Below are 17302 nucleotides of genomic sequence, written 5' to 3'. Positions count from 1 at the left end.
TGTCAGCTGTTATCAAACACGGAAGGGTGCAGTCTCACGACTGGGTGCTTGAGGGAACCTAATTTTACGTTTTACAACTCCGCTGCCGGCTAAACAGCGCCTGGCAGCGGGGTTTTCGTTATGCTTTCTGACACACAGCGCCTGCAGGCGTTGTGTTCTGACTAATCTTTACTGTTGTTGCCCGGTGACCGGACTTTGTGGTTTGCCGTTATTGGTAACAAATTACTCAACATTACCTCAGGCAAGTGGCAGTGGATTAACGCCGGGGTTATAAAAAACATTGGTTTTCACCACGATTTCGGTATGATCACATCCCCTGACGGTGCCGCACAAATTCTCTTATGTCACTTTGAGCGCCCTAATTGCCGTATTTCGGCACAATTAGCGGGCTGATTATCCCACTAATCTGCTGCGGTTAGCAACTTAATTGTAATTTTAGCTGAGTATTTTGCAAAGATGACCGATGAAATAAAATTGCCAGTACAAATGATTGAAATTGAAGATGATTTCATCGGTCAGCGCATAGACAACTTTTTAATCGCCCGGCTGCGCGGTGTACCAAAAAGTGTGATTTATCGCGTTTTGCGCAAAGGTGAGGTGCGGGTGAATAAAAAACGCATCAAACCTGATTATAAATTAGAACAGGGCGATGTGGTGCGGGTGCCGCCGTTAACGGTTGCCAGCGAGCCCGATGCGGTATCGGTGAAATTGAGTCTGGTCAAAGATCTTGAGCAGCATATTTTGTATGAAGATAAAGATTTGATTGTACTGAATAAACCTTCTGGCATGGCGGTGCATGGTGGCAGTGGTTTACAGTTTGGCGTAATAGAAGCCCTGCGGGCGCTGCGCCCGGATGCTAAGCATCTGGAATTGGTGCACCGGTTGGATCGCGATACCTCGGGCTGTTTGTTGATCGCAAAAAAACGCTCAGTTTTAACGCATTTACACGAGCAGCTACGCAATAAAACGGTAGAGAAAAAATACTGGGCGCTGGTCGCCGGCGATTGGGATAACAAAGTACGCAAGGTCACAGAGCCGCTGCGTAAAAATACCCTGCAGTCCGGTGAGCGGGTTGTCAAAGTGGATGCTGCGGAAGGCAAGCCATCGGAAACCCGGTTTCGGATTTTGCAGCGCTATCAGGAAGGCACCCTGGTTGAAGCCTTTCCGGTTACCGGCCGTACCCATCAGATCCGGGTTCATACCGCCTGTAAAGGCCATCCGATTGCCTGTGATGACAAATACGGTGATAACCAGTTTAGCCAGCAGATGCAGAAAATTGGACTTAACCGGCTGTTTCTGCATGCCTTTAGCTTAAGCTTTATCCATCCGATCAGCGAAACCACTATGCGCTTTGAAGCGCCATTGGATCCGAAATTAAGCCAGACTCTGGAACGGTTAAACCGTAAGTAACAAGTTATAAAAAGCGTAACGACGCGGAGTAGTGATGTCAGCAATAAAACTGGTTATTTTCGATTGGGACGGTACCGTGATGGACTCGGTCGGACGTATTGTGTCCTCAATGCGTGCCGCCGCAGCCTTAACCGCATTAGAGGTGCCCAGCCATGACGCGGTAAAGCAAATTATTGGCCTGAGCCTGGATCCGGCCTTTGACCAGCTGTTTCCGACCGCCAATAAAGCCCAGCGGCAGCAAATATTTGAACATTACCGCGATCAATATGTGCTGCATGACACCACGCCTACACCCTTGTTTGCAGGTGCTGAGGCAACGTTAAAGCAGCTGGCTGAGCAGAATATCCTGTTGGCAGTGGCAACCGGTAAGGCGCGCAAAGGGCTGGATCGGATGTTTGCCGAAACCGGGCTGGCGCCATACTTTGCTACCAGCCGCTGTGCCGATGAAGCGCAGTCAAAGCCGCATCCGGATATGCTTAAGCAAATTATCAATGAGCTCGGCGTCAAGGCGGAGCAGGCTATTATGGTCGGCGATACCAGCCATGACTTAAAGATGGCACAGGCGATTAATATGCCAAGGGTAGGGGTAAGCCATGGCGCCCATCCGGTATCGGTATTGGCGCAATATCAGCCGCTGGCGATTATTGACCACTTACCAGAGTTAACCTCACTGGTTTTGCAATAACAGGTTTAAGCCTTCATCACGTAGCATCGCCAGCAGCCTGATCAGTGGTAAGCCAATCAGGCTGTTGGGGTCATCACCTTGCAGTTTGTCGAAAAGGGCGATACCCAGCCCCTCGCTTTTAAAGCTGCCGGCGCAATCCAGAGGCTGTTCCCGCGCCACATAGTGGCTGATTTCGGCCTCACTCAGCTCACGAAAATACACCACAAAGGGTTCAATCGCTTGCTGAACCTTGCCGGTTGCTGCATTCACCACGGCCAGCCCGGTTAAAAACGTCACCGCCTGGCCGCTAAACCGTCTGAGCTGGGCTTCAGCATTAGCTATAGTATGTGGCTTACCAAGTATTTCCCCCTGAAATACCGCCACCTGGTCCGACCCTATCACTAAACCGGCACTTAGCGTCGCGGCTACTGCCTTGGCTTTAGCGAGCGCCAGCCGGTTAACCAGAGCTTCTGCTGTTTCGTAAGGTAAAGGGCTTTCATCGACCTCTGGTTTAACGCAGTTAAACTGTGTAGTCAGCTTTTGCAGCAAGGCGCGCCGGTAAACAGAGGTCGAGGCCAGATAGAGTGGCGGATGCTGCTGGGTAGTCATTTTTCATCCTTAGGGTGATTTCACGCTATGATTCAGGGTGCGACCGCACTATAATGCCAAGCCGCGCTATTCGCCAGAAAGCTGCGAGAAATATGTTAAAAAACCTGCAGAACCCTTTGACACTCTGGGACTGCTTCTATATGATGCGCGCCTTATGCAAAAAGTGAAAATACCTGTTACGCTGGATCCGGTAAAGGCAGCGCAAAAGCGGTCGGACTACGAAGGCATTATAGTGCTGAGTACCTTAAGCCGACTGTCTGAGAGCTTGCTGAGTAACGACGGCGATGTAACAGTCAGAATTGAATGCGGAACTGACCAGCAGGGACTGACTGTACTACAGGGTACAGCGACTTGTCTGGTAAGTGTAAAGTGTGAGCGATGTGGCGAAGCGATGCCGCTAACACTAGACTGCAGTTTTGCATATACTCCGGTTAACGGAGATGATGACGCGGCTTTGGAGTTGATTCCTGAGCGCTACGACGTGATCGAACGAAATGAGCACGGCGAAATTAATTTACGGCAGTTGATTGAAGACGAGTTAATCCTGACGCTTCCGCTGTTCCCGATGCATGCCCCTGAAGATTGTTCAGTCAAACCAGAGAGCATGAGTTTCGGTGATATCGGACCTGAACCGGAAAAGCCTAACCCGTTTGCAGTGCTGCAAGAATTGAAAAAAAAGTGATTTAGGAGAAATACAATGGCTGTTCAGCAAAACAAAAAATCTCGTGCACGTCGTGACATGCGTCGTTCACACGATGCTTTAACTGGCCCAACGCTGTCAGTTGACTCAACTTCAGGTGAGACGCATCGCCGTCACCACATTACTGCCGACGGTTTCTATAAAGGCCGTAAGGTAAAGTAAGTCCGGACCTTTGTCCTGACGGTCTTTACTGGTAGTAAAGTGCAGCCGCTAAAGCCATCTCTGGCTTTAGATATGATGGGGGGCGACTTCGGCCCCCGATCTACTATACCTGCCGCCCTGGCAGCGTTAACAGAATTCCCTGAGCTTGAATTAACCTTCTGTGGCGATAAGCCGCTGTTAAAGCGTTTGCTAGCAGAATCTGGCGTCAGTGCGCATCCCCGCATTCACTTCGTTCACAGTGACGATCAGGTTTCAATGGCCGATAAGCCTTCTTTGGCGTTACGTACCAAACGCGACTCTTCCATGCGCCATGCGCTTGATTTGGTTGAGCAGGGCGCTGTGCATGCCTGTGTCTCGGCCGGTAATACCGGTGCCTTGATTGCCATGGCGCACTATGTACTGAAAATGCTCAATGGCGTCGAGCGCCCGGCGCTGGTGAGCGCCTTACCCAGCTGTAATGGCAAGCCAGTGTACATGCTGGATTTAGGCGCTACGGTAAATGCAGATGCCGACACCTTATTTCAATTTGCCGTCATGGGCGCAGTGATGGCCGAAGAAGTCATTGGCATCCGTGCGCCGCGGGTGGCACTGCTAAATATGGGCGAAGAAGAGATCAAAGGCTCAGACCAAATCAAACGTGCCTCGCAGTTACTACAGGAATGTCGCGACCTGAATTATATCGGCTATATCGAAGGTAATGATATTTTTTCCGGTAAAGCGGATGTGATTGTCTGCGATGGCTTTGTCGGCAATGTGGCGCTAAAAACCTGTGAAGGGGTGGCGAAACTCATCCTGAAACGGGCGCAGCAGGGCGTGAAGCAGCGGCCTTTTGCTGCTTTATTAAGCTGGCTGTGTAAACCTGCTTTAAAAAGTCTTTATCAGGGGATGAACCCCGACCAGTATAATGGTGCAAGTCTGATAGGATTGCGCGGTATTGTAGTGAAAAGTCATGGAAATGCGACGAAAGACGCATTTTTAAGTGCCATCCGACAAGCGGTGTGCGAGGTTCAACGCCAGGTGCCTGCAAAAATAAAAGATCGGCTGGAACAGGTTCTGATAGATAAAGCATAGGCCAGCATGTACTCAAGAATTATTGGTACCGGAAGTTATTTTCCGGCAACAGTCCGCACCAATGCGGACTTAGAGTCTATGGTGGAAACCACAGACGAATGGATTATCGAGCGCACCGGTATTAAAGAGCGGCGCATTATCGGTAAAGACGAAAGTGTGGCAACCATGGGCGCTGCTGCTGCCCGTAAAGCACTGGAAGCGGCTAACGTCGATAAAAACAGCGTTGATATGATTATCTGCGCCACCACCAGTGCCTCGCGCGCCTTACCCAGCGCTGCCTGTGAAATTCAACGCGAGTTGGAAATCCCGGCTATTCCGGCGTTTGATATTGCTGCCGCTTGTGCCGGCTTTTGTTACGCGCTAAGTATTGCTGATCAATATATTAAAACCGGTCTGGCGAAGCGCATCCTGGTGATTGGCTCAGACTGCCTGTCACAGCTGGTCAGCCCGGAAGATCGTTCTATGGTGATCCTGTTTGGTGATGCGGCTGGTGCCGTGTTACTGGAAGCGTCAGAACAGCCAGGTATCCTGTCAACTCATATTCATGCCGACGGTAAATATTCAGAGTTACTCTATGTTGATAACCCCATTCGCGGTGACGAAGCCTCGGTGCATAACTCCTGGGGTAGTATGAAGGGGAATGATGTCTTTAAAGTTGCCGTAACTAAGCTGTCTGAAGTGGTTGAGCAAACTCTGGCTGCTAACCAGATGGATAAATCGCAAATCGACTGGCTGGTGCCGCATCAGGCTAACTTACGGATTATTGCTGCGGTAGCGCGTAAGCTGGATATGTCGATGGATCAGGTGGTGATTAACCTGGATCGTTATGGCAATACTTCAGCCGCGACCGTACCAACCGCCTTGGATGAAGCGGTGCGTGATGGCCGGATCAAGCGCGGTCAGACACTGCTGTTAGAAGCCTTTGGCGGTGGTTTTGCCTGGGCCTCGGCACTGGTTCGCTACTAAGCTTTCTTTTCAATGAAAATTCTTAATTTCAATGCAGGCACCTTTTAACAGGGTATAACGATGACGAAAAAACTTGCAATTGTCTTTCCCGGTCAGGGTTCACAGAGTGTTGGCATGTTAGCCGATCTCTATCAAAACTATCCGCTGGTACAGGATACCTTTAACGAAGCCTCAGCAGCGCTGGGTTATGATTTATGGGCACTGATTGCGAATGGCCCGGAAGAACAGCTGAATGAAACCCAGCGTACCCAGCCGGCATTATTAACGGCTTCCGTTGCCGTCTGGCGTTTATGGCAGCAACAAGGCGGCGCGACACCCGCTTATTTTGCCGGTCACTCGTTAGGTGAATATTCGGCACTGGTTTGTGCGGGCGTATTGTCTTTGGCTGATGCGGTAAAACTGGTGGAAAAGCGTGGCCAGTATATGCAGCAGGCTGTACCCGCCGGTACTGGCGCCATGGCGGCGATTATCGGTCTGGACGATGCAGCTATCGCCAAAGCCTGTGCCGACGCGGCTCAGGGTGAAGTTGTAGCGCCGGTCAACTATAACTCACCGGGTCAGGTGGTGATTGCCGGTCATAAAGCGGCGGTAGAGCGGGCAGGTGAAGCTTGTAAAACAGCGGGTGCCAAGCGTGCGCTGCCATTACCAGTTAGCGTACCATCGCATTGTGCACTGATGCGCCCGGCGGCTGACCAGTTAGCGACCGATCTGGCTGCACTAAACTTTCAACAACCAGCTATCCCGGTAGTCAATAACGTTGACGTACAAATTGCCAGCAACGGTGATGCGATTAAAGATGCATTAATTCGTCAGCTGTATAGCCCGGTGCGCTGGACTGAAACCATTGAGTATTTCGCCGCGCATGGCGTGACCGAAGTACTGGAGCTGGGTGCAGGTAAAGTATTAAGTGGCCTGATCAAGCGGATTAATAAAGAGCTGAACACTAGCTCAATTACAGATAGCGCCGCATTAAGCGCTGCCCTGACAGCAGAATAAGGTAACAAGATGACAGCATTTATTTCTTTAGAAGGTAAGGTTGCGCTGGTAACAGGTGCCAGCCGGGGTATTGGTAAAGCCATTGCTGAACAGCTGGCAGCCTTGGGAGCCAAAGTGGTTGGTACCGCGACCAGCGAAAAAGGCGCGGCGGCCATTTCGGACTATCTGGGTGCTAACGGCAAAGGCTTAGTGTTGAATGTGACCGATGCCGATTCTGTTGAGCAATGTCTGGCGCAAATTAAAGAAAGCTTTGGCGAGATCGATATTCTGGTAAATAATGCCGGTATTACGCGCGATAATCTGCTGATGCGGATGAAAGATGAAGAATGGTTTGATATTATGCAGACCAATTTAACGTCGGTGTATCGCCTGAGTAAGGCGGTACTGCGCAGCATGATGAAAAAGCGTTTTGGCCGCATTATTACCATCGGTTCTGTTGTAGGCTCAATGGGCAATGCCGGACAAACCAACTACGCCGCCGCGAAAGCCGGTGTGTTGGGCTTTACTAAATCGCTGGCACGCGAAGTGGCATCACGCGGTATTACCGTCAATGCGATTGCGCCGGGTTTTATTGATACGGACATGACGAAAGAGTTGTCGGACGAGCAAAAAGAAGCTATTTTCTCGCAAGTCCCTGCAAATCGTTTAGGGCAGCCAGAAGAAATTGCGGCGACAGTGGCATTTCTGGCGTCCACGCAGGCAGCCTATATTACCGGTGAAACAGTTCACGTTAACGGCGGTATGTATATGGTGTAAGCAAATCAGGTTTGACCAGCAAAAAATGCCGAGCGCATTGCTTGCATCAACCCCTGCTTACGCATAAACTAGCGCCAAACCAAATTGCACGATTTGTTGCGATTTAGATGAGAAAAAGGAAGAAAAGATGAGCAACATCGAAGAACGCGTTAAAAAAATTATTATTGAACAGCTGGGCGTTAAAGAAGAAGAAGTGAAAAACGAAGCTTCTTTTGTTGACGACCTGGGTGCAGACTCACTGGACACAGTTGAGCTGGTAATGGCGCTGGAAGAAGAATTCGATACTGAAATTCCAGACGAAGAAGCCGAGAAAATCACCACGGTGCAATCAGCTATTGATTACATCAAAGCCCACGCTGAATAAGCCGAAAGCTTGAGAAACGGGTAGCGAGGCTACCCGTTTTCATTTTAAGAATCAGAAAAACAGGTATTTACGGAGGACACGGTGGCAAAACGTCGTGTAGTGGTAACAGGTTTAGGCATGTTGACGCCGCTGGGCAATGATGTGGCCAGTAGCTGGCAAGCATTGCAGCAGGCAAAAAGCGGCATTAGCCTGATTGAGCACTTTGATACCAGTGCTTATACAACTAAATTTGCCGGCTTAGTCAAAGATTTTGATGTAGAGCCGTATTTTCCGGCAAAAGACGCTAAGAAAATGGATTTGTTTATCCAGTACGGCGTCGCTGCTGCGATGCAGGCCTTTCGTGACTCCGGCCTGGAAATCAATGACGTTAATGCGCACCGCATTGGTGCCGCTATCGGCTCTGGTATTGGCGGTTTAGGTTTAATTGAGGAAAACCATACCAAGCTGATGAATAGTGGACCGAAGCGGTTATCGCCATTCTTTGTGCCATCAACCATTATCAATATGATTGCTGGCCAGCTGTCGATTATGCTCGGCTTAAAAGGGCCGAATATCAGTATTGTCACCGCCTGTACTACAGGTGTACACAATATCGGTCAGGCGGCGCGGATGATTGCTTATGGCGATGCTGACGTGATGGTAGCCGGCGGTGCTGAAAAGGCTTCAACTGAGCTCGGTATGGGCGGTTTTGGCGCAGCCCGTGCGTTATCAACCCGTAACGATGCCCCGCAACAAGCCAGCCGGCCCTGGGATAAAGACCGTGATGGCTTTGTACTGGGCGATGGTGCCGGTGTGATGGTGCTGGAAGAATATGAACATGCCAAGGCGCGTGGTGCGAAGATTTATGCTGAGCTGGTTGGTTTTGGCATGAGCGGTGATGCCTACCATATGACCTCACCACCGGAAAACGGTGATGGCGCTGCCCGGGCGATGAAAAATGCACTGAATGACGCCCAGGTTAATCCGGAGCAAGTGCAGTATATCAATGCCCACGGTACCTCAACGCCAGCGGGTGATATCGCGGAAACCATGGCGATTAAAACCGTATTTGCCAACAACCTGGATAAACTGATGGTTAGCTCATCGAAATCGATGATTGGTCACCTGTTAGGTGCTGCCGGTTCAGTGGAATCCATTATCACCGTGCTGTCGCTGCAGGATCAGCTGGTGACGCCAACCATTAACCTGGATAACCCAAGCGAAGGTTGTGACCTGGACTATGTGCCGCATCAGGCGCGTCAGGCGAAGCTGGAGTACGCGCTGTGTAATTCCTTTGGTTTTGGTGGTACTAACGGTTCGATTTTGTTTAAAAAAGTTTAAACTAAGCCAGCGTTAACCGGAAAAACCGCAGTTTGTTACTGCGGTTTTTTTATGCAGCTAAAACCACTTAAACGCGCTTTACTTTGCAAGGCGGCAGCCTTAAGGCATACTGAGCCCAACCTTGTGCAAAGCGGTCGCAAATTTTTGTAAAGAACAGATATGGCTGATTTTATTCTGATTGATTCGCCTGTTACTGCCGCAGTCGCCGGTGGTTGTCGCGCTTTACAATATGGCGATGGCCTCTTTACCACGATGCGGGTGAGTCAGGGTGAGATCGCGCTCTGGCCGCTGCACCTGGCGCGATTGCAGTATAGTGCTAAGCAGCTCGGATTCGCTGAACCAGACTGGCAACAGCTGGCAACCTGGTTACAGGCGCAAGCACAAACCCGAACTGATGACTGCGTATTTAAATTGCTCATCTCCCGGGGTATTGGTGGTCGCGGTTATGCACCGGATCCGCAGGCACAAGTACGCTGTTACCTGTATCAGGCGCCGCTGCCGGATTATAGCGTAGTTAAATCAACCGGCTTAAAGGTTGGGGTAGCGACCTTACGACTGGCCAGGCAACCGGCTTTAGCGGGGTTAAAACACTGTAACCGGCTGGAACAGGTGATGCTGAAACAGCAGCTGGCATGCACCGCACTGGATGATTTTATTGTTGCCGATACTAACGACTTGGTGGTTGAGGGCACTGCTGCAAATCTGTTCTATCAGTTAGCAGGACATTGGTATACACCGCCGCTGGATGCCTGTGGCGTCGCTGGTGTCATGCGCAAGCATATCATGTCGCAGCTACCGCTGGTTGCTGAGCGCGAGCTGCCACTGCAGGAACTGCCGGCAGTGACGGCGATGTTTTTTACTAATGCATTGCTGGGCATGGCAGCAGTGCGCGACTTAGCTGATCGGACGCTGGATCTTGCTGCCGTGCGCTCAATACAACAACAGGTACTATGTTAAGACGTCTATCTTATTGGTTACCGGTGCTGCTGGTGTTTTTACTGGTCGCTGGTAACAGTTACTGGCAGCAGGTACAACAACGACTGCTGGCGATGCCTATTCAGTTTACGGACGAGCTGTTTGAGCTGCGCGCTGGCGCATCGGCGCGTCAACTCTGTGAGCTGTGGCAACAACAGCAACAATTGAGTGCCTGGCAGTGTCAGCAACTTAAATTCCACTTGCGCCAACATCCAGAGCAGGCGCAATTGCAGCAGGGGTTATACCGGGTAAGCTCGCCAATGTCGCTGTCGCAGGTCCTGGCATTATTTCGCTCTGGTCGGGTTGCTCAGTTTAGTGTCACCCTGATTGAAGGCGAAACTCTGGTACAAAGCTGGCAACGTTTTGCACAGTTACCTTATTTACAGCAGGATCTGACGCAAATCACGGAATTACAGCAGCTGTTACGCTGGCCGGCTGAGTGGGGCGAATTAGCGCCGATGCCAGAGCTGGCGCAACAAATGGAAGGGCTGTTTTTTCCGGATACCTATTTTTATACTGCCAATAGCAAAGCCAGCAGTATCTGGTTGCGTGCTCACCTGGCATTACTAACGCAGCTGGAGCAAGCCTGGCAACAGCGACAGCCCGATTTGCCGCTACAAAACCCTTATCAGTTATTGACGCTGGCCTCGATTATCGAAAAAGAAAGCGGTTTGCAAGCCGAACGCGGTTTGGTCAGTTCGGTATTTGTTAACCGCTTAAATACCGGGATGCGACTGCAAACTGATCCGACAGTGATCTATGGTGTAGCGGATTATAACGGCCGTATTACCCGGGCGCATTTGCGTGACCCACACCCTTACAATACCTACCGGCATCATGGTTTACCGCCAGGGCCGATTTCATTGGTTAGTTTAAGTGCGCTAAAAGCGGCAGCCGCACCTGAGCAGAGCGATTACTACTACTTTGTCAGCCGCGGTGATGGTTCCCACGTGTTTTCACAAACACTAGAGCAGCATAACAGCGCAGTACGCAAATATATTCTTGGACAAAATAATGAGCAGTAACGGCAAATTTATCGTTATCGAAGGGCTGGAGGGGGCAGGTAAAAGTACTGCTATTGCCACTGTAAAACAGTATCTGGAAAGCCGCGGTCATCAGGTGGTTTGTACCCGGGAACCAGGCGGTACACCACTGGCAGAGCAGTTACGCACTTTAGTTAAACAAGCCGATCTGCAAGAGAAGGTTGCGCCGGAAACCGAGCTACTGTTGATGTACGCCTCACGGGTGCAGCTGCTAACTAATGTGATCCGGCCGGCGCTCGCGGCCGGTAACTGGGTATTGGCTGATCGCCATGATCTCTCATCGCGCGCCTATCAGGGCGGTGGCCGGCAGCTCGGTGACAGCTTGTTGGATACGCTGCGTACAGCGGTACTGGGCGACACGCGACCCGATCTGACCTTATATCTGGATATCGATCCGGCGCAGGGTTTGGCCCGAGCGGCCAGCCGCGGTGAGTTAGATCGGATAGAGCAGGAGCAACTGAGCTTTTTTCAGCGTACCCGGGCCAAATATCTGGAGATCGCCGCCAAGGAACCCAACATCGTGGTGATTGATGCCGGGCAGCCACTGATACAGGTGCAGCAGGCGCTGCGGCAAGCCTTACAGGCGGCAGGAGTCTGAGATGGCGCTGCTGAATAGCCAGGCCTATCCATGGTTAAACGACAGTTTGCAGCAGCTGTCACAGTTGTATCGTCAACAACGACTGGCGCATGCCTTATTATTTAATGGCCCGGAAGGCATTGGTAAACTTGAACTAGGGCATATGCTGGCGGCGTTAGTGTTGTGTAAAACGCCGGCGGCTGCAACGGCCTGTGGCCAGTGTAAAAGCTGCCTGTTACTGGCAGCCGGTAATCATGCCGATCTGTTGTTGTTACAGCCGGAAAACGCCAGTCTGGGTGTGGATGAAATCCGCCGTTTAACGGATTTTACTCAGGGTAAAGCACAACAAAGCGGGAATAAAGTGGTGTTATTGCGCCATGCTGAGCGGCTAACCGAAGCGGCAGCCAACGCCTTGTTAAAAACGCTTGAGGAACCACCGCAGGGTTGTTTCTTAATCCTCTGTACTGCACAAGCGCAGCGCCTTAAGCCAACAATTTTAAGCCGTTGTCAGCGCTGGGATCTAGCGCCTCTTAGCACTTCACAACTAAGCGATTATCTGCGAACACAGCAGCAGGGTCCTGCTCCAGATTTTATCGTCAGCTTTAGCGGTGGTGCTCCGTTAAAAGCGCTCAGTCTGTTACAAAGTAGCGAACTGCAGACACTGCAACAACTTATTACGCAATTGCAGCAGTTTATCCGCAGCACTGAACCGTTAGCACCGCTGCTAAAACAACTGGAAGGACGCAGTGATCTGACCTTACTGCTAAGCTATGTATTACGCGAACAAATAGTGACGATGCCGATGTTAGCACCAGCGCAGATGCAGGGGTTGCAACAAAGCTTGTTCCGCTTCTGTCGTGACGAGCAACAGATTTTAGGGCAGAATAAAGCGCTGGCGCTAAGTGCGCTGTTAACGGAGTGGCGGGCTTTACTCAGAGCCGGTCGGCCGGGACGCGATTAGGAGGCAAAATGGAAGAGTTAGCACTGGGTTTTACTGATACCAAAGAGCTGTATCGTTGCTATATGCCGTTTATGAAAAACGGTGGTCTGTTTATTCGCTCGGCCCGGCATTACCGAATGGGGCAGTCGCTGGCGCTAAGTGTAACCTTGCCCGATGCCCTGGAGCCGGTGCTGGTTACCGGTAAGGTTGCCTGGGTCTCGCCACTGGGTGCCCAAAGCTCGAATCCGGCAGGGATTGGCGTCGCCTTTATTGATGATAAGCATAATCTCAGTAGTCGGATTGAAAAATTACTGGGTGGTATGCTGCATAGCAATGAACCCACCTATACCATGTAGTTATTGCCGGTAGCGCCTTGCCGCTCCGGTTTTTGTCTGAGGTTGTTTTGTTTGTAGATTCACATTGTCATTTAGACCGGCTGGAGCTGGATAAACTCGGGCTTTCGTTGGAGCAGGTGCTGAACAACGCTACACAGCGTAATATTGAACACCTACTGTGTGTTAGCGTGTCGTTGGCAGAATATCCAGCAATGGCTGAGCTGGTAAAACCGTACGCGCAAGTGTCGGTATCTTGTGGTGAACACCCTTTGCATCAGAGTGATAGTGTTGACGTCGACTTGTTAGCCCGCTTGGCAGCGCAGCCAGAGGTAGTGGCGGTAGGCGAAACTGGTCTGGATTATTTTTATAACCCGGACAGCAAGCTCAGCCAGCAAGACGGCTTTGTTAAACATATCAGTGTCGCCCGGCAATTAAACAAGCCATTGATTATCCATACCCGGGATGCACGCGCCGATACCATTAATTTAATGAAAACGCACCAGGCTGGCGATGCTGGTGGAGTATTGCATTGCTTTACTGAAAACTATGAGATGGCAAAGGCGGCGCTGGATCTGGGTTTTTATATTTCTATCTCCGGCATTATGACATTTCGTAACGCAACCGAGCTACGCGAGGTAGTAAAAAAGCTGCCTTTAGACCGGCTATTAATTGAAACCGATGCGCCTTATCTGGCGCCGGTACCGCATCGCGGTAAAACCAATCAACCGGCTTATGTGACTGACGTTGCCGCGGCCATGGCTGAGGTTAAGGTAGTAACTTTAGAGCAGCTGGCGCGGCAAACAACGACAAACTTCTATCAGTTGTTTACGTTAGCCGCGGCAAAACGACAGGCTGCATAAATTTTTCGGCCGTTACCCCGCAGATAAAAGAAGCCCGGAACCAATCCAAATTGTTCCGGGCTTAGGGGAATGGCTCATAGGGAATGAGCCGTGCGCTATCGAGAAGAAGTTACCTAAAGTAAAATCAAGTGTAGCTAAGCTGCGCTAATTTTCATGTTCCTTAAGTTGCGAAAAGTTATTTACCCAATTTTTTCATTGTTCAACTTATGCCCAAGTTATCCCCAGCTTATACCGGCAATTATGCACAGCGACTGAATTTGACCTGTAATAGGGTCAGATATTGTTATCATTATGTAAGCTAAATATCCGGCTTTATATTCTAAAAAAGTCTAAAAATTCATCACAAGCTGAATCGACTCCGGTACTAGCTACTGTCTCTGACTCCGGTATGCTTGTCGTACCGGAGTCAACCCTGCGATGTGGGGTAGATAGCCGGTGTGGTTGTTTTGCGGTGCTGTTGTTCGGAGTCCTGGAGCGGTGTTGCTTTGAGTTAGGTGTATATCTCACTATCGCAGGATGGACTCCGGTACGGCGAGCGTACCGGAGTCCTAAAGCGGGTTCTGGCTACTGCGTCTGACTCCGGTACGGCAGGCGTACCGGAGTGCTTAGGCATTAATTTGTACTTTAGTCTGATTGTCGACAATCCTGCCGATTTTAACTTGACACTGGCGTTAAATAAGCCTAAAACTTACCCATTCTTTGTTTATGTCGACAATCAGCTATGAATCCTGCTTTGCAACGCCCCGCTGTAACCGCTGCTGATCGTGTACTGCAAGAGCTGTTGCGCGCCATTGTGGCCGGTGAAATTGCGCCGGGCTCTAAGATCAGCGAGCCGGAGCTAGCGAAACGCTTTGATCTTAGCCGCGCGCCGCTGCGTGAAGCCTTAGCAAGGTTAGAGCGTTGCCACTTACTGGAACGCACGCCGAATGCCGGGGCACGGGTAGTGAAATTGTCGACAGAAAATTTGTTATCGCTGTATCAACTGCGTGAAGAATTAGAGGGCTTAGCCTGTCGGTTAGCGGCCTCACAAATGAGCGATGCCGAAATTCGTGAGATGCAGGATTTGTTAGATCAGCACCTTAGCTCGCAGCGGGTGCGTGAGGGTGAGAGTTATTACCAGGAAGCCGGCGATCTGGATTTTCATTACCGTATTATTCTTGGCAGTAAAAACCCGTATTTAATCAATATTCTAACCGACGAGCTGTATCACCTGATGCGGATGTACCGGGTGCAGCTTGGCATGAATGGCCCGCGCGTATCGCGGGCATTTGACGAACATAAGGCTATTATTAATGCCATTGCCAATCGCGATGGTGAACTGGCCGACTTATTGATGCGCCGGCATATCGCTGCCTCCAGGCGCAATATCGAACATAAACTGTCTGAACTTGAGCAACAGGGGAACTAAGATGAGCAATTTAACCGCCGGCCAGAAATTCCGTGCCGCCATTACCGCCAATTCGCCACTGCAAATCGTCGGCACCATTAATGCCTACACCGCGATGATGGCCGAGCGTACCGGACATCAGGCGCTTTACCTGTCTGGTGCTGGCGTAGCCAATGCCTCTTTTGGTTTACCTGATTTAGGCATGACGTCGTTAAATGATGTCTGTGAAGATATCCGCCGTATTACTGGCGCCACCAGCCTGCCACTGTTAGTGGATGCCGATACCGGTTGGGGTGGGGCTTTTAATATTGCCCGCACGGTAAAAGAAATGACCCGTGCCGGCGCAGCGGGCTTTCATATTGAAGATCAGGTGGCGCAAAAGCGTTGTGGTCATCGCCCGAATAAAGAAATTGTCAGCCTCGATGAAATGGTCGACCGCGTTAAAGCCAGTGTTGATGCCCGTACTGACGAGAGCTTCTTTATTATGGCGCGCACTGATGCGTTAGCCCAGCAAGGTTTAGATGCGGCCATTGAGCGAGCCATTGCCTGTCAGGACGCCGGTGCCGATGCCATTTTTGCTGAGGCGGTGCATACGCTGGAACAATATAAAGCCTTTACCTCAGCGTTAAAGGTGCCGGTACTGGCCAATATCACTGAGTTCGGTCAAACCCCACTGTATAACAAAGCTGAGCTGGCGAGCGTTGGTGTGGCGATGGTGCTGTATCCGTTAAGTGCCTTCCGTGCCATGAACAAGGCCGCATTAAATGTGTATCAGTCGATTCTGGCAAACGGCGATCAGAAAGCCGTGGTAGACAGCATGCAAACCCGCGCTGAGCTGTACGACTTTTTAAATTACCACAGCTTCGAGCAAAAACTGGATCAGCTGTTTAGCAGCAAAAAATCTTAAGATAAATATTTTACATTTTTAATTATTACTTTTAGCCAAAATCCTTGCTGCTGCAGTGACAAGGATGAAGGCTAAACAGAACAGGAGCAACAAAACCATGTCAACAGGTAAAGTACTCTCAGGCGCAGGTTTGCGCGGCCAGGTAGCAGGTAAAACCGCCTTATCAACAGTAGGTAAAACCGGTTCAGGCTTAACCTATCGCGGCTATGATGTAAAAGATTTAGCCGCCAACTGTACCTTTGAAGAAGTGGCGCACTTAATTTTAAAGGGCGAATTGCCAAATAGTGCTGAACTTGCCGCTTATAAAGCCAAATTAAAGAGCCTGCGCGCGCTGCCTCAGGCATTAAAAGATGTGTTAGAGCGGATCCCGGCCAATGCCCATCCGATGGATGTGATGCGTACCGGCTGCTCAATGCTGGGTAACCTGGAAATGGAACACAGTTTTGCCCAGCAGCAGGACGTAACTGACCGGATGTTGGCGATTTTCCCAGGACTGGTTAACTACTGGTATAACTACAGTCACCATGGCAAGCGCGTAAACGTGGAAACCGACGCTGATTCTATTGCCGAGCAATTCCTCTGGACCTTACACGATAAAAAGCCAGAAGCCTTGCATGTCGAAGTAATGCAAGCCTCGCTGATTTTGTACGCCGAGCATGAATTTAACGCCTCAACCTTTACTGCCCGGGTGTGTGCCTCAACGCTAAGCGATATGCACTCCTGTATTACCGGCGCTATTGGCTCACTGCGTGGCCCACTGCATGGCGGTGCGAACGAAGCGGCGATGGAACTGATTGAGAAAATGGATAACGCCGACGATGCCGAGCAAAAACTGCTGGGTATGTTAGAGCGCAAAGAAAAGATTATGGGCTTTGGCCATGCCATTTACTCAGAGTCGGATCCGCGTAATGCTGTAATTAAAGAGTGGTCAGAAAAACTGGCCAAGGCCAATGGCGATACCATGCTGTACGATGTATCAGTGCGCTGTGAAGCGGTGATGTGGCGTGAGAAAAAACTGTTCTGTAACGCCGATTTCTTCCATGCTTCGGCCTATAACTATATGGGTATTCCAACCAAGCTGTTTACGCCGATTTTCGTGTGCAGCCGCTTAACGGGTTGGGCTGCGCATGTGATGGAGCAGCGCGCCGATAACCGTATTATCCGGCCAAGTGCGGATTATGTGGGTGTTGAGCCACGTACTGTGAAACCTATTGAATCAAGATAGAGTTTAGGTACCCGAGAATCGGATTGCTCTAAGCC

General features: G+C 50.5%; 20 protein-coding genes. 19 read left to right on the top strand and 1 reads right to left on the bottom strand.

The features are described from left to right. The first annotated feature begins 456 nt into the window (after positions 1-456). Both rluC and AGRI_RS03805 read left to right on the top strand, forming a co-directional pair. A complete protein-coding gene (gene rluC, locus AGRI_RS03810; RefSeq protein ID WP_008983687.1) occupies positions 457-1410 on the top strand; it encodes a 23S rRNA pseudouridine(955/2504/2580) synthase RluC in 954 nt (317 codons plus the stop codon). 34 nt (positions 1411-1444) lie between these two features. Beyond that, a complete protein-coding gene (locus tag AGRI_RS03805; RefSeq protein WP_008983686.1) occupies positions 1445-2095 on the top strand; it encodes an HAD-IA family hydrolase in 651 nt (216 codons plus the stop codon). Here the strand turns inward: AGRI_RS03805 and AGRI_RS03800 are convergent. Further along, entirely contained in the window at positions 2078-2683 is a 606-nt protein-coding gene (locus AGRI_RS03800) for a Maf family protein (protein WP_008983685.1), read from the bottom strand. The two genes, AGRI_RS03805 and AGRI_RS03800, sit on opposite strands and share 18 nt — an antisense overlap. 154 nt (positions 2684-2837) lie before the next feature. Here AGRI_RS03800 and yceD point away from each other — a divergent pair, with 154 nt between their 5' ends. From yceD to prpC, 17 genes are all read left to right on the top strand, one after another. Beyond that, entirely contained in the window at positions 2838-3365 is a 528-nt protein-coding gene (gene yceD, locus AGRI_RS03795) for a 23S rRNA accumulation protein YceD (RefSeq protein ID WP_040291419.1), read from the top strand. Between the two features lie 15 nt (positions 3366-3380). Further along, on the top strand, positions 3381-3545 hold the full coding sequence (gene rpmF / locus AGRI_RS16315; protein ID WP_008951891.1) for a 50S ribosomal protein L32: 165 nt from the start codon (positions 3381-3383) through the stop codon (positions 3543-3545). A 39-nt stretch (positions 3546-3584) separates the two neighbouring features. Continuing rightward, positions 3585-4616 (top strand): phosphate acyltransferase PlsX, encoded by a 1032-nt coding sequence (gene plsX / locus AGRI_RS03790; RefSeq protein ID WP_008983683.1) that lies wholly within the window; start codon positions 3585-3587, stop codon positions 4614-4616. A 6-nt stretch (positions 4617-4622) separates the two neighbouring features. Beyond that, positions 4623-5582 (top strand): beta-ketoacyl-ACP synthase III, encoded by a 960-nt coding sequence (locus AGRI_RS03785; protein ID WP_008983682.1) that lies wholly within the window; start codon positions 4623-4625, stop codon positions 5580-5582. A 60-nt stretch (positions 5583-5642) separates the two neighbouring features. After that, positions 5643-6578: an ACP S-malonyltransferase gene (gene fabD, locus AGRI_RS03780; RefSeq protein WP_040291398.1), complete on the top strand. Its 936-nt coding sequence runs from the start codon at positions 5643-5645 to the stop codon at positions 6576-6578. A gap of 9 nt (positions 6579-6587) precedes the next feature. Continuing rightward, positions 6588-7334 carry a 3-oxoacyl-ACP reductase FabG gene (gene fabG, locus AGRI_RS03775; protein WP_008608296.1) on the top strand — a complete coding sequence of 249 codons (747 nt, stop codon included), beginning with the start codon at positions 6588-6590 and terminating at the stop codon, positions 7332-7334. Positions 7335-7461: 127 nt separating this feature from the next. Further along, a complete protein-coding gene (gene acpP / locus AGRI_RS03770) occupies positions 7462-7698 on the top strand; it encodes an acyl carrier protein (RefSeq protein ID WP_008983680.1) in 237 nt (78 codons plus the stop codon). Between the two features lie 81 nt (positions 7699-7779). Next, positions 7780-9018: a beta-ketoacyl-ACP synthase II gene (gene fabF / locus AGRI_RS03765; RefSeq protein WP_008983679.1), complete on the top strand. Its 1239-nt coding sequence runs from the start codon at positions 7780-7782 to the stop codon at positions 9016-9018. 159 nt (positions 9019-9177) lie between these two features. Beyond that, a complete protein-coding gene (gene pabC, locus AGRI_RS03760; protein ID WP_008983678.1) occupies positions 9178-9975 on the top strand; it encodes an aminodeoxychorismate lyase in 798 nt (265 codons plus the stop codon). Beyond that, positions 9969-11018, top strand: a complete 1050-nt coding sequence (gene mltG / locus AGRI_RS03755) for an endolytic transglycosylase MltG (protein ID WP_008983677.1) — start codon at positions 9969-9971, stop codon at positions 11016-11018. The genes pabC and mltG overlap by 7 nt, the downstream gene beginning before the upstream one ends. Beyond that, the gene (tmk, locus tag AGRI_RS03750) at positions 11008-11634 is read left to right on the top strand and encodes a dTMP kinase (protein WP_008983676.1); all 627 of its coding nucleotides are present in this window, start codon (positions 11008-11010) and stop codon (positions 11632-11634) included. Before mltG ends, tmk begins: the two co-directional genes overlap by 11 nt. Position 11635: 1 nt before the next feature. Beyond that, on the top strand, positions 11636-12574 hold the full coding sequence (gene holB / locus AGRI_RS03745) for a DNA polymerase III subunit delta' (RefSeq protein ID WP_008983675.1): 939 nt from the start codon (positions 11636-11638) through the stop codon (positions 12572-12574). A gap of 8 nt (positions 12575-12582) precedes the next feature. After that, complete coding sequence (locus AGRI_RS03740; protein ID WP_008983674.1) at positions 12583-12909, top strand: PilZ domain-containing protein; 327 nt, start codon at positions 12583-12585, stop codon at positions 12907-12909. Between the two features lie 47 nt (positions 12910-12956). Further along, positions 12957-13748: a TatD family hydrolase gene (locus tag AGRI_RS03735; RefSeq protein ID WP_008983673.1), complete on the top strand. Its 792-nt coding sequence runs from the start codon at positions 12957-12959 to the stop codon at positions 13746-13748. 721 nt (positions 13749-14469) lie between these two features. Then, a complete protein-coding gene (locus tag AGRI_RS03730) occupies positions 14470-15156 on the top strand; it encodes a GntR family transcriptional regulator (RefSeq protein WP_008983672.1) in 687 nt (228 codons plus the stop codon). 1 nt (position 15157) lies between these two features. After that, positions 15158-16042: a methylisocitrate lyase gene (prpB, locus tag AGRI_RS03725; protein ID WP_008983671.1), complete on the top strand. Its 885-nt coding sequence runs from the start codon at positions 15158-15160 to the stop codon at positions 16040-16042. Positions 16043-16139: 97 nt separating this feature from the next. Next, the gene (prpC, locus tag AGRI_RS03720; protein WP_008983670.1) at positions 16140-17267 is read left to right on the top strand and encodes a bifunctional 2-methylcitrate synthase/citrate synthase; all 1128 of its coding nucleotides are present in this window, start codon (positions 16140-16142) and stop codon (positions 17265-17267) included. Positions 17268-17302 lie beyond the last annotated feature (35 nt).

This window comes from Alishewanella agri BL06 (assembly GCF_000272005.1).
Classification (GTDB): domain Bacteria; phylum Pseudomonadota; class Gammaproteobacteria; order Enterobacterales; family Alteromonadaceae; genus Alishewanella; species Alishewanella agri.
Note: the sequence above shows the minus strand (reverse complement) of the source record. Positions and strands in the feature narration are given on the sequence as shown.

Bases quoted from the DNA above. Each gene is read 5' to 3' on its own strand.
- rluC (WP_008983687.1), top strand. From the start codon at position 457: ATGACCGATGAAATAAAATTGCCAGTACAAATGATTGAAATTGAAGAT.
- AGRI_RS03805 (WP_008983686.1), top strand. From the start codon at position 1,445: ATGTCAGCAATAAAACTGGTTATTTTCGATTGGGACGGTACCGTGATG.
- AGRI_RS03800 (WP_008983685.1), bottom strand. From the start codon at position 2,683: ATGACTACCCAGCAGCATCCGCCACTCTATCTGGCCTCGACCTCTGTT.
- yceD (WP_040291419.1), top strand. From the start codon at position 2,838: ATGCAAAAAGTGAAAATACCTGTTACGCTGGATCCGGTAAAGGCAGCG.
- rpmF (WP_008951891.1), top strand. From the start codon at position 3,381: ATGGCTGTTCAGCAAAACAAAAAATCTCGTGCACGTCGTGACATGCGT.
- AGRI_RS03785 (WP_008983682.1), top strand. From the start codon at position 4,623: ATGTACTCAAGAATTATTGGTACCGGAAGTTATTTTCCGGCAACAGTC.
- fabD (WP_040291398.1), top strand. From the start codon at position 5,643: ATGACGAAAAAACTTGCAATTGTCTTTCCCGGTCAGGGTTCACAGAGT.
- fabG (WP_008608296.1), top strand. From the start codon at position 6,588: ATGACAGCATTTATTTCTTTAGAAGGTAAGGTTGCGCTGGTAACAGGT.
- acpP (WP_008983680.1), top strand. From the start codon at position 7,462: ATGAGCAACATCGAAGAACGCGTTAAAAAAATTATTATTGAACAGCTG.
- pabC (WP_008983678.1), top strand. From the start codon at position 9,178: ATGGCTGATTTTATTCTGATTGATTCGCCTGTTACTGCCGCAGTCGCC.
- mltG (WP_008983677.1), top strand. From the start codon at position 9,969: ATGTTAAGACGTCTATCTTATTGGTTACCGGTGCTGCTGGTGTTTTTA.
- tmk (WP_008983676.1), top strand. From the start codon at position 11,008: ATGAGCAGTAACGGCAAATTTATCGTTATCGAAGGGCTGGAGGGGGCA.
- holB (WP_008983675.1), top strand. From the start codon at position 11,636: ATGGCGCTGCTGAATAGCCAGGCCTATCCATGGTTAAACGACAGTTTG.
- AGRI_RS03740 (WP_008983674.1), top strand. From the start codon at position 12,583: ATGGAAGAGTTAGCACTGGGTTTTACTGATACCAAAGAGCTGTATCGT.
- AGRI_RS03730 (WP_008983672.1), top strand. From the start codon at position 14,470: ATGAATCCTGCTTTGCAACGCCCCGCTGTAACCGCTGCTGATCGTGTA.
- prpB (WP_008983671.1), top strand. From the start codon at position 15,158: ATGAGCAATTTAACCGCCGGCCAGAAATTCCGTGCCGCCATTACCGCC.
- prpC (WP_008983670.1), top strand. From the start codon at position 16,140: ATGTCAACAGGTAAAGTACTCTCAGGCGCAGGTTTGCGCGGCCAGGTA.